Raw genomic sequence first — 10,974 nt, forward strand, 5'->3', positions numbered from 1 at the left:
TGACCGAACATCAGGAACAGTTCGTTGAAGCCCAGGCGGTCATGCGCGCGGCCGATCTGCTCGGCGATGTCGTCAGCCGAGCCGATCAGCACGTTCGGCATTTTCTGGCCGAACGGGATGAACCACTTGTCCCAAAACCACTTGTGCTCAGCCATCAACTGCTTGGCCTTGTCCTTGTCATCGGTCAGCATCAGGAAACCACCCCAGGCGGCAACATCCTCGCGGGCAACTTCGCGCTCATGCTGGCGGGCGGTATCGGCGTAGCGGTTCCACAGGGCATCGCAGAAGTCCAGGTCGGCGGCCAGGACGATCGGCTTGCCGCCTTCCCGCGCCCACATGTCGACGGTGCGCATGCTGCCGGCAAAGCCGCCGTAAATTTTCGGATGGGGATTCTGGTAGCACTTCGGCGCAATCCCGATCTGGCGCACGATGCCATCGGCATCCATGCCCTTGCCCATGCTGGCGTAGGCCGGGTGACCGGCAGAGCCGCCATTTGGCGGGAACTCCCAGTGCTTGCCCTTGTGGCTGAACACGTCGTTGGCCCAGGCTTTCTTGATGACCTGCAGCGACTCCTCGAAGACTTCGCGGTTCAGCGCATCCTGCTCGTCGCGGGCCTTGGCGTTGTCCGGCGTAGTGGCGCTGACACCGGGGCGCGCGGCATAGGAGTCGACCCAGCGCGCATGGTAACCACGGGTGAAACCGACCATCAGCCGCCCCTGGAGCATATGGTCAAGGGTGGCGATTTCTTCGGCGATGCGCACCGGGTTATGGGTCGGCAGGGTGTACCCCATGATGCCGGCCTTCATCCGCTTGGAATGCAGGCCCACATAGAGGCTGAACATGCCGGGATGGTTGTTGATCTCAAAACCCTCGATCTGCAGGTGATGCTCAGGTTGGCAGTAGCCTGCGTAGCCAAGCTCATCCGCCAGACGCACGTAGTCACGCACCTCGGATAGAAAGCGCTGATACAGCTCGGGGCGCTGACCGGCCATGCCCGCTTCCAGCTCGTAACGACGGCCAATCACGCCTGTTTGCATCAAATGAAACTTCATTGGGCCTTCTCCTGTTCGTTGGTTTAACAAAACTAATCAGCTCTGTCGCACGTGTCAACACAAATGTTGATAAACTGAGCGAAGCAATAAGCGGCAACCTGAGCGGCCAGCCATAAAATCGATATGTCATTGATTTATATCAAATAACTCTGACATCGGCGCAGAGGGCCCGAAGCAGCATTTCGCAAATTCCGGGCGAGAAGGAACAGCGCACACTGCGATGCGGCGTAAGCCGTAGGCGTGCACGGATCAACCGATGACAATAGGACCCGGGATCACTTCAATTTGAGATGGGAGAGCATATGCCCCAACTTAATTGCCTTGGTTTGCAGGTAATGTGCATTGCAGGGAGTCAGGTCCGACTGCAACTTGACCCTCTCTACAATGATGATGCCGTCACGCCTCAGGGCATCCACCTTTCGCGGGTTGTTCGTCATCAGGCGTACAGACTTGATGCCAAAATGACCGAGCATCTGCGCACCAATCAGGTAGTTACGCATATCCGCTCCGAACCCCAACTGCTCATTGGCTTCAACCGTGTCAGCCCCCTGATCCTGGAGTTCGTAGGCACGCAGCTTGTTGATCAAACCAATGCCCCGTCCCTCCTGGCGCAGATAGAGCAAAATACCCCTCCCCTCTTCGGCGATCAGTTTTAGCGCGACATTCAACTGCGACCCACAGTCGCATCGCTGACTGAACAGCACATCTCCGGTCAGGCACTCGGAGTGCACCCTGCACAGAATAGCCCCCCCGGAACTGACATCTCCGAGGGTAAGAGCAACATGTTCCTTACCGGTCTCCGAGTCATCAAAACCGTGAATATCAAAGGTCGCAAAGGGCGTTGGCAGACGCGTGGATACCACATATTTCAAGCTCATATCGTGCTCCCGATATGTCCAGTCATCATCTACGCCCCCTTTCTTGCGCAGTACCACGCCCGGGGCAACTGCTCAGTTGCTACCTTCCGGCAATGGCTGATGATTGGCTCTGGCTAGGCAACCCGGGCGCCAGAGAAGAATCAGCTGTAGCCGACGTATTCCGAAACCTGCAAGTTGAATCCGGAGATACCGTGATATTTGGCCGGCCCCGCCATCAGCCGCATATCACCCAGGCCAAGGTCGCGAAGTATTTGCGACCCCACACCAATCATCAGAGGATCACCATCTGCCGATGCTCGAGGCAGCTTGGATTTGCCGTTCAGGGCATCTATTTTGTGTTTCATGTCGGCGGAGGTTTCGGTACCAGCTAGAAGCACCAGCACCCCTTTCTTCTCTGCAGCAATGCGCGCAAGGCAGCGCTGTATATTCCAGCCGCTGCTACCGGGAATCTGAACGCTGAGCAGATCGCGCAGGGAAACCGACTGCTGCACCCGAACCAGCGTGGGCGAGCAATCCAGTTCGCCCAGGGTCAAGGCTAGATGGATATCCCCGTTAATGCGGTCTCGATAGGAATGCATAATGAACTGACCATGATCGGTCACCACCGACTGCTGCCCCAGCCGCTCAATGGTCGTCTCATGGACGGCCCGGTAATGGATCAGATCAGCAATGGTACCGATCCGGAGCCCGTGTTCCTTGGCAAACTCGGTCAGCTCGGGCAGGCGTGCCATGGAACCGTCTTCGTTCATCACTTCGCAGATCACACCGGTTTCATTCAAACCAGCCAGCCGGGCGAGATCGCAGGAGGCTTCTGTATGCCCGGCGCGCACTAGCACACCACCCGGCTCGGCGATCAGGGGAAAAATATGCCCAGGCTGGACAACGTCGTCTGCCCGCGCAGTGGGTGCCGCTGCGGCCTGAACGGTTAGAGCTCGATCCGCGGCGGAGATCCCCGTGGTGACCCCCGTAGCCGCCTCGATCGAGGTCGTGAACTTGGTGCCGAACCCTGACCCGTTGTGTTCGACCATCAAGCGCAACCCCAAGCGCTCGGCCTGGGACTTGCTCATTGGCATGCAAATCAGACCGCGGGCAAAACGGGCCATGAAGTTGATGTGCTCGGCCTTCACATGCTGAGCAGCCATGACGAGGTCGCCCTCGTTCTCGCGATCCTCATCGTCAATCAATACGACCATCTTGCCGAGACGGATGTCTTCGATGATGTCTTCAATCTTGTCCAACTTCATAGCTACACCCTTGACGGCCGTTTGATGGGATCACCCCTAGCTACAGGCTTGCCCGGCTTGCCGGCAGATCGGCCGGCTGCGGATCGCTACCCGGCCACCGCACGCGTAGATCGGCGGTCAGCGAGGTCGCGACCTGCTCCCAGGGACCCATATGTATTGCAAGCATTTCCCTTTGTGAAAAATGCCATCGGCCGTGCAAACGCTGGTATTTGTCCTTATAACGCACAGCCCCAAACAGGCTCTGCCCAGCCATGGCAATTTCGAGATGCGCGCCAACCACCCCCGTTGCCGTGTCTTCTCCGGTGAAGGTGATTAAGCAGTAATGGGGGGTATGGATAGTGACGCCCATGTTCGCTCTGGCACTTCGCAGGAAAGCCATGATGGCGGCCCGATCAGTACCGCCAGTGAACCCGCCGGCACGGAATACGGCCTCAGACGTAAAAAGCGCTTCTAAAGTGGCGTAGTCATCATCGTCCGTGGCAACGAAGTAGCGGACGGCCAAATCCTGCAATTCGGCGCGGTCTTCCAGGGCTTTCAGCCTGCGTTCGATATCCGACATGGTGCATACCTTCTTGTTGTTTCAGGCAATCGTGCAGCCTTTGTTGACATCAGTCAACTACAGAGTTGATAAATCCTGTTGACGACAGAACCTCCAGATCCGATCCCCGGCAACCTCCCACGTGCGGCAGCCAACTTGGCGACATCGGAGTGAATAAATTCCAGCCTCAGCCTGCAGATCCGCGGCCGCAAATTCAACACATAAGTTGACTAAATGACCTTGCCAGCCGACATTCGGAGCAGCAGAACAACACCAGGAGATGCGCACATGCGAGCAATCATTTGCAGAGAATACGGCCCGGCAGACATGCTGACCCTGGGCGAGATGGACAGCCCGGCCATAGGGCCCGACGACATTCGAATCAGGGTCTATGGGGCGGCGATCAACTTTCCGGACAATCTGATCATCCAGGGGAAATACCAAGCCAAGCCTCCGATGCCCTTTGCACCCGGCTTCGAGATCGCGGGGGAGGTGATTGAAACCGGCACCAATGTCAGCACATTACATCCGGGTGACCACGTCATGGCCCTGACCCGAGACGGCTATGGCGGCTTCGCCGAAGAGGCTGCGGCCCGGGCCGAACTGGCGGTTCCGGTACCGGAGGGTATGGACTGTATCACCGCATCAGGTTTTTATTCCTCGTACGGCACCAGCTACTACGCCCTGGTTCGCCGCGGCCGGATTCAGGCAAAAGAGACCCTGGTTGTGCTTGGCGCCGCGGGCGGCGTGGGCCTGGCAAGTATTGAAATTGCCAAGGCGCTGGGTGCAACGGTCATCGCCGTCGCAAGCTCTCCCCACAAGCTGGAGACTGCCAGGGCGCACGGAGCCGACCATCTGATTGATTACAGCCGCGAAGATCTGAAGCAGCGGGTGCTGGAGCTGACCGACGGCCAGGGGGCGGATCTGTGCATGGACACAGTGGGCGGCGAAGCCTTCAACAGTATGTCGCGCTGCATGAGCCATGACGGCAGGCTGTTGATTGTCGGCTTCGCCAGCGGACAAATTCCGCAGATACCGGCCAACCTGCTGTTGCTGAAGAACTTCCAGGTGGCCGGCATCTTCTGGTGGCCTGCCGTGCAACGCAATCCAGCGCAGCACCAGGCCAGCTTCAGGCACCTATCGGAACTTTACAGGGCGGGCAAACTGAGGCCGCTGATTGCGCAGACCTACCCCTTGGAGAAGACTCCGGATGCCCTCAAGATGGTATTGTCCCGCAACCTGACCGGCAAACTGGTCATTACGCCGACCGCCGAGCCACGCAACTAGAACAGTCGCCCCGGTCGCCAACCCCGCTTAATTGGGTTGTTCTGTCGCCATCTGCCGGTGCCAATAGACGGGATCGGCCGGGAAGCGGGAACCGCGCATGAATCCGTCGAGAGGGATCGGCGCCTGCGCTTCGGTCCAGGCTTCAACCTTGTGCCAGTCCAGCACCACGGTGCGCTCATCAATCTTCCATTCGCCATTGCGCCGGGACAGTCGATCCAGATAACGGGCGCCCATTACATCGGCCAACTGCGGACTGCCCTTGCGCACAAGGGTCGCCATGACCTGCGACTCCGATTGAGCGGTATCCCCGTGAACCTCAATTAGCACGTTGGTGATTGAATGCGTGGTCGCTAGGTTGGCAGCTGTCAGACGTGCAGATACAAAACGGGCAAAGTCGCTACCGGATCCCCGCCAGTAACCATGATCATCATAGGAATCGTCATGGTAGACGGAGCGGATCAGCTCCTCATCGCAGCGGTCCACACCACGGCAGTAACGGATCAGCACTTCATAGATCGCCTGCTTGTCCAGCAGCACCTGCATGTCGTTGTTCATCACTCAGCCCTTACTGTCACTGTGATCCCGGCCATAAGCCAACGCTCGGTCAGCCCGAACGGCTTACAGCGACACTTGTAGCTAACGACTTAGCATCGTTCATCCGAAAGCATCAATCAACACAATTGTTGACACAAGTGAAACAGGAATGCTACTGATAACCACACCACACAAGAGGTGGGCTAGGCCGAGCGACACTAGGCAAGCTGGCGATCGGATCAGCCAATCCAAGTCACAGGAGTAGGACAGTGAACACAGCCAACAACCTGCTCAAACGCAACAAGGAGTTGGTGCGCCACTTCCTGAGGGTCTTCTCGTCCGGCGATGTGACCGACATTCTCGACTGCCTGGACGATGAATGTACCTGGTGGATATCCGGCAACATACCCGGAATTTCAGGCAGCTACAGCAAACAACAGATGGGCGAGCTACTGGCTGGAATCGTCACCGTCTACAAGCAAGGCGCCCTGCCCATCACCCCCGGTGGCATGACCGCCGAAGGCAATCGTGTTGCGGTGGAAGCCGAGTCTTGCTCGGAATTGAACAATGGACGGGTGTTCAAGAATACCTATCACTTCCTGTTCGAAACGGACGGCAAGCGCATCACCGGCATACGGGAATACAGCGACACGCTGCACATGTACGAAACCTTCATCGTCGAGTAGATCAGAGCCCCCACCAGCATCGCAGGGCTGCCCCTGCACAACACAACAAGAGGAAGAACCGTGGGTAGACTAACAGGCAAAGTGGCGTTGATTACCGGAGCTGCCAGGGGCATGGGCGAGTCCCATGCCAGATGTTTCATTGCGGAAGGCGCCAAGGTGGTGCTGACCGATCTGTCGGAAGAAGCCGGCCAGGCCCTGGCCGATGAGCTGGGCAGCAATGCGCTGTTCCTCAGACACGACGTCACCAGAGCCAACTCCTGGGCAGAGGTGATGGCGAAGGCCGAATCCGCGTTCGGCCCAGTCACGGTGCTGGTCAACAATGCAGGCATACTCGGCCCGGTTGCTAACACCCTGGCCCTCAACGAGGCCGACTACCTGAAGGTCTGCGATGTAAATCAGCACTCGGTGTTCCTGGGAATGCGGGCCGTTCTGCCGTCCATGCTCAAGGCCGGCATCGGCTCAATTGTGAACATTTCCTCGATTGCGGGCATGGCCGCCAACTATGGCTTCCCGAATCTGGCCTATGTGGCCAGCAAGTTCGCAGTACGTGGCTTGACCAAGGCCACAGCGATTGAATACGGCCCGAAAAAAATCCGCGTCAACTCAGTACACCCCGGCTTCATTCAGACGCCGATGATGGTCGAGGCGACCGATGAGAACGGCGGGGATGCGCTGGGCCTGATTCCGCTGGGCCGTATAGCCGATCCCAAAGAGGTCTCCAACCTGGTGCTGTTTCTTGCCTCGGACGAGTCCTCCTACATCACCGGCAGTGAACACCTAGTTGACGCCGGGATGCTGGCTCAGTAACCCGCCCATCCATGCTGATCAAGGATACTTTGACAGCAGTCGTGCTTAGGATTTCTTTGCCAAGCTCGAAGCGTCAACAGCCCCTCGCGGTGCCCCGACTCGAGCGCTGCGAAGGGCTCAAAGCCGCGTGACTGGATCCGTGGCTGGCCAGCTGATTGCCCACGGCTCCCTGCTGTCATTGAGCCGCCCGGCTTTCGGCTAATTCCTACAGCAAAGAAGCTGTGAGGCGAAAAAATGCGCAAGATGCGATTCAAGGGCGCCGCGGGCGTCAGCCTGGCGGCCGATGTCGGCGGCGATCCCGATCGTCAGCCCGTCGTGTTGCTGCATGGCGGGGGACAAACTCGTCACTCGTGGAAGAATACGGCGCAGCGTCTGGTTGACCGCAGTTATCACACCGTGTCGCTGGACTTGCGAGGCCATGGCGACAGCGACTGGTCGCACGACCAAGACTACAGCCTGGATCTTTTTGTTGCAGACTTACGCGAGGTACTGGAGACCCTTCGCCGACCACCTGTACTGGTCGGAGCCTCGCTCGGCGGGCTGACTTCGCTACTCGCCATCGGCGAGGCCCGTCAGCCGGCCCGCGGCCTGGTGCTGGTGGACGTAGTGCCGCGGATCGAGGCCGAGGGCGCAGCGGAGATCCTCCAGTTCATGCAGGCCGCCCCGAATGGCTTCGAAAACCTACAGGAAGCGGCCGATGCAGTCTCCGCCTACCTTCCCCATCGGCAGCGACCGACCGACTTTGCAGGGCTCGAGCGCAACCTGCGCCTGTGCGCGGACGGCCGCTACCGCTGGCATTACGATCCAGCGATCACCTCCCCGGACAACCAACGCACTCGGCACGCCGAGCGTCTCGAAGCTGCTGCCTCAGGGGTGGGCATACCTACGCTGCTGATCCGTGGCGGCGCCAGCCGGCTGGTCAGTGAGAAGGGGGTAAAGCAGCTACTTGCGCAGATTCCGCACGCGCGACTGGCCAATGTGGCCGGCGCCGACCACATGGTCGCTGGCGACAGCAACGACGCGTTCAACGATGCCTTGTTCGACTTCCTGAGCAACTCGGTAGAGGCATAGAAACCATCCGTAAATAATGTTGATGGTCGGTGCAACCATTCGAAATGACGATGATTGCTGCGGCCAAACGGGAAGTGCAAGGAAGCTTCGCTCACGCTTTTCGCACGGACTGTGGACGTTTCACCTAGGTAGCCATAGCAACCCGCAGGCCCTGGCTACCATGCTTTCGTAATTTCACTTCAGCTTGTCTTATCGGAACGCCACAGCACGGTAATCATTTTGCCCAGTATTGCGGACCTCGAACTAATTTCACCTCAACCCATACGCCTGACATTTTCAATTTATGCCAGTCCTGGCGCTAGGGCTGCCTCATGCCGCCCCCAAGCAGGAGAGCCTGGTTCGCCTGAGCCATTTCTCGCAGAAAATTCCAGGCTGCCTTCATTCGTGCAATGTCCTTCAGTTCAATTGGCATCAGCATCCAGAACGTCCGGGTGAACTCAATCTGCTCGCTCAGCACTCGTCTCAAGCGCGGATCCGAATCGGCAGAGAATGACGGGAGGATCGCGATACCGGCCCCTGAGGCGGTGGCCTGCTGCTGCGCGAGAATACTGGTGCTTCGCAATGCAACATGCCGGGGCTTGCCGATTTCATCGAGATAGAGGAGCTCCTTGCTGTAAAGCAAATCATCGATATAGCTGACAAAAGCATGATCGCGCAGATCCTCCCGATGCCGAATGGGCGGATGCTGCTCCAGATAGCTGACGGAGGCGTAGAGCTTGAGCACGTAGTCGGTCAGCTTGGTAATGATGAATGGCCCACGCTCGGGACGTTCCAAGGTAATCACGATGTCGGCTTCGCGGCGCGACAATTGCACGGTCCTAGGCACTGCCAGCAAATCGATCCCCAGGCTCGGATGACGTTGGGTGAATTCGGCCAGTTGCGGAGCGAGCATCACGAAGCCATAGCCTTCCGTCGCACCTATGCGCACCTGTCCAGAAAGGCTGTCTTTCTGTCCCGCTCGCGCTTGTTCAATCGCAGAAAATGCGCTTTCCATCGCTTCAGCTTGAGGCAGTAGGTTGCGTCCAGCCTCGGTCAAGCTGTAGCCCGCGGCTGCGCGCATGAACAGGGGCGTATCCATGCTCTTTTCCAGCGCCTGTACACGACGCGATACCGTGGTGTGGTCAACGCCCAGCCGGAGAGCGGCTGCCGTCAACTTGCCCGCGCGGGAAAGTTCGAGGAAAAAGCGCAGATTGTCCCAATCCATAAAGCTGATCCCCTTCATGTGCAAAATTGCAGAGTAACTCTGCAAATGCCCCTATAGCTATAAATAAAAATGCACTGCTATTATCAACGCACGTGTTTACAAATCTCCCGAGATAAGACCACCCTCAGCATCTGCCCTTGAAAGGCTGGAGTCCTAATGACAGCGCAAACAAACACTCAGACTACTGTTCCCACCGTCAAACTGCTGATCGACGGCAAGCTGGTCGAGTCCCGCACCAGTCAATGGCGCGACGTGGTCAACCCGGCCACTCAGGAAGTCCTGGCCCGCGTGCCTTTCGCCACCGAGGACGAAATGAACGCCGCCGTGGCCAGCGCCAAGGCCGCCTTCAAGACCTGGCGCAAGACCCCGATCGGCGCCCGTGCGCGCATCTTCCTCAAGTACCAGCAGCTGATCCGCGAGAACATGAAGGAGCTGGCCGCCCTCCTCACCGCCGAACAGGGCAAGACCCTGCCGGATGCCGAGGGCGACATCTTCCGCGGCCTGGAAGTGGTGGAGCACGCCGCCAACATCGGCACCCTGCAGATGGGCGAGCTGGCCAACAACGTGGCCGGCGGCGTGGACACCTACACCCTCAACCAGCCGCTCGGCGTATGCGCCGGCATCACCCCGTTCAACTTTCCGGCGATGATTCCGCTGTGGATGTTCCCCATGGCAATCGCCACCGGCAATACCTTCATCCTCAAGCCGTCCGAGCAGGACCCGATGGTGACCATGCGCCTGGCCGAACTGGCCATGGAAGCCGGTGTGCCGGCCGGCGTGCTCAACGTCATCCATGGTGGCGCCGATGCGGTGAACCTGCTCTGCGACCACCCGGATATCAAGGCGGTATCCTTCGTCGGTTCGACCAAGGTCGGCACCCACGTCTACAACCGCGCCACCCTGAACGGCAAGCGCGCCCAGTGCATGATGGGCGCGAAGAACCACGCCATCGTTCTGCCCGACGCCCACAAGCAGCAGACCCTGAACAACCTCGCCGGCGCCGCCTTCGGCGCGGCAGGCCAGCGCTGCATGGCGCTGTCGGTGGTGATCCTGGTCGGCGAGGCGCAAACCTGGTTGCCGGACCTGGTGGAGAAGGCCAAGAGCCTGAAGATCGGCGCAGGCGTCGAGGCCGGCACCGATGTCGGCCCGGTGGTGTCCTGCGCCGCGCTGGATCGTGTCAGCAGTCTGATCGCCGCCGGCGAGAAGGAAGGCGCACAGCTGGTGCTCGACGGCCGCGACCCTCAGGTGTCCGGCTACGCCAAGGGCAACTTTGTCGGCCCGACCATTTTCGCCGGCGTCACCCCGGAGATGACCATCTACCGCGAGGAGGTCTTCGGACCGGTGCTCTGCGTCGTGAGCGCCGCCACCCTGGACGAGGCCATCGCCTTCATCAACGCCAACCCCAATGGCAACGGCACCGCTCTGTTCACCCGCTCCGGCGCCGCCGCGCGGCACTTCCAGGAAGAGATCGACGTCGGCCAGGTGGGCATCAACGTACCGATCCCGGTACCGGTGCCGCTGTTCTCCTTCACTGGTTCGCGCGCTTCCAAGCTCGGCGACCTCGGCCCGTACGGCAAGCAGGTGGTGCAGTTCTACACCCAGACCAAGACCGTCACCTCGCGCTGGTTCGACGAGGACGAAGTCGGCGGCGCGGTGAACACCACCATCACCCT

11 protein-coding genes are annotated in these 10,974 nt (G+C 59.2%); 5 read left to right on the plus strand and 6 right to left on the minus strand.

Features of this window, described 5'->3' with window-relative positions; all coding sequences use genetic code 11:
- The 4 genes from E8F12_RS12065 to E8F12_RS12080 all read right to left on the minus strand — a co-directional run.
- A partial coding sequence (locus E8F12_RS12065) for an LLM class flavin-dependent oxidoreductase (protein ID WP_280325469.1) occupies positions 1-1,052 on the minus strand: 1,052 nt, incomplete at its 3' end.
- A gap of 275 nt (positions 1,053-1,327) precedes the next feature.
- Positions 1,328-1,930 (minus strand): GTP cyclohydrolase II, encoded by a 603-nt coding sequence (gene ribA / locus E8F12_RS12070; protein ID WP_280325470.1) that lies wholly within the window; start codon positions 1,928-1,930, stop codon positions 1,328-1,330.
- 140 nt (positions 1,931-2,070) lie between these two features.
- Complete coding sequence (gene ribBA / locus E8F12_RS12075; protein ID WP_280325471.1) at positions 2,071-3,174, minus strand: bifunctional 3,4-dihydroxy-2-butanone-4-phosphate synthase/GTP cyclohydrolase II; 1,104 nt, start codon at positions 3,172-3,174, stop codon at positions 2,071-2,073.
- 40 nt (positions 3,175-3,214) lie between these two features.
- Complete coding sequence (locus E8F12_RS12080; RefSeq protein ID WP_280325472.1) at positions 3,215-3,733, minus strand: nuclear transport factor 2 family protein; 519 nt, start codon at positions 3,731-3,733, stop codon at positions 3,215-3,217.
- Positions 3,734-4,000: 267 nt separating this feature from the next.
- Here E8F12_RS12080 and E8F12_RS12085 point away from each other — a divergent pair, with 267 nt between their 5' ends.
- Positions 4,001-4,999: an NADPH:quinone oxidoreductase family protein gene (locus tag E8F12_RS12085; RefSeq protein WP_280325473.1), complete on the plus strand. Its 999-nt coding sequence runs from the start codon at positions 4,001-4,003 to the stop codon at positions 4,997-4,999.
- 27 nt (positions 5,000-5,026) lie between these two features.
- Here E8F12_RS12085 and E8F12_RS12090 read toward each other — a convergent pair whose 3' ends face one another.
- Positions 5,027-5,554 (minus strand): nuclear transport factor 2 family protein, encoded by a 528-nt coding sequence (locus E8F12_RS12090; RefSeq protein ID WP_280325474.1) that lies wholly within the window; start codon positions 5,552-5,554, stop codon positions 5,027-5,029.
- 248 nt (positions 5,555-5,802) lie between these two features.
- Here E8F12_RS12090 and E8F12_RS12095 point away from each other — a divergent pair, with 248 nt between their 5' ends.
- The 3 genes from E8F12_RS12095 (at position 5,803) to E8F12_RS12105 (ending at position 8,097) form a co-directional block, all read left to right on the plus strand.
- Positions 5,803-6,219, plus strand: coding sequence for a nuclear transport factor 2 family protein (locus E8F12_RS12095; RefSeq protein WP_280325475.1), 417 nt, complete (start codon positions 5,803-5,805; stop codon positions 6,217-6,219).
- A 60-nt stretch (positions 6,220-6,279) separates the two neighbouring features.
- Positions 6,280-7,026 (plus strand): glucose 1-dehydrogenase, encoded by a 747-nt coding sequence (locus tag E8F12_RS12100; protein ID WP_280325477.1) that lies wholly within the window; start codon positions 6,280-6,282, stop codon positions 7,024-7,026.
- A 234-nt stretch (positions 7,027-7,260) separates the two neighbouring features.
- Positions 7,261-8,097, plus strand: coding sequence for an alpha/beta hydrolase (locus tag E8F12_RS12105; protein ID WP_280325479.1), 837 nt, complete (start codon positions 7,261-7,263; stop codon positions 8,095-8,097).
- Between the two features lie 298 nt (positions 8,098-8,395).
- On the opposite strand, the gene E8F12_RS12110 is transcribed toward E8F12_RS12105, so the two are convergent.
- Positions 8,396-9,301: a LysR family transcriptional regulator gene (locus tag E8F12_RS12110; protein WP_280325481.1), complete on the minus strand. Its 906-nt coding sequence runs from the start codon at positions 9,299-9,301 to the stop codon at positions 8,396-8,398.
- A 156-nt stretch (positions 9,302-9,457) separates the two neighbouring features.
- On the opposite strand from E8F12_RS12110, the gene E8F12_RS12115 reads away from it, so the two are divergent.
- On the plus strand, positions 9,458-10,974 hold a 1,517-nt coding region (locus tag E8F12_RS12115; RefSeq protein ID WP_280325480.1), incomplete at its 3' end, for a CoA-acylating methylmalonate-semialdehyde dehydrogenase.

This window comes from Pseudomonas sp. BN102, from assembly GCF_029871245.1.
GTDB lineage: Bacteria > Pseudomonadota > Gammaproteobacteria > Pseudomonadales > Pseudomonadaceae > Metapseudomonas.

Coding starts and splice junctions, on each gene's coding strand:
- ribA (WP_280325470.1), bottom strand. CDS start 1,930: ATGAGCTTGAAATATGTGGTATCCACGCGTCTGCCAACGCCCTTTGCG.
- E8F12_RS12110 (WP_280325481.1), bottom strand. CDS start 9,301: ATGGATTGGGACAATCTGCGCTTTTTCCTCGAACTTTCCCGCGCGGGC.
- E8F12_RS12090 (WP_280325474.1), bottom strand. CDS start 5,554: ATGAACAACGACATGCAGGTGCTGCTGGACAAGCAGGCGATCTATGAA.
- ribBA (WP_280325471.1), bottom strand. CDS start 3,174: ATGAAGTTGGACAAGATTGAAGACATCATCGAAGACATCCGTCTCGGC.
- E8F12_RS12105 (WP_280325479.1), top strand. CDS start 7,261: ATGCGCAAGATGCGATTCAAGGGCGCCGCGGGCGTCAGCCTGGCGGCC.
- E8F12_RS12080 (WP_280325472.1), bottom strand. CDS start 3,733: ATGTCGGATATCGAACGCAGGCTGAAAGCCCTGGAAGACCGCGCCGAA.
- E8F12_RS12085 (WP_280325473.1), top strand. CDS start 4,001: ATGCGAGCAATCATTTGCAGAGAATACGGCCCGGCAGACATGCTGACC.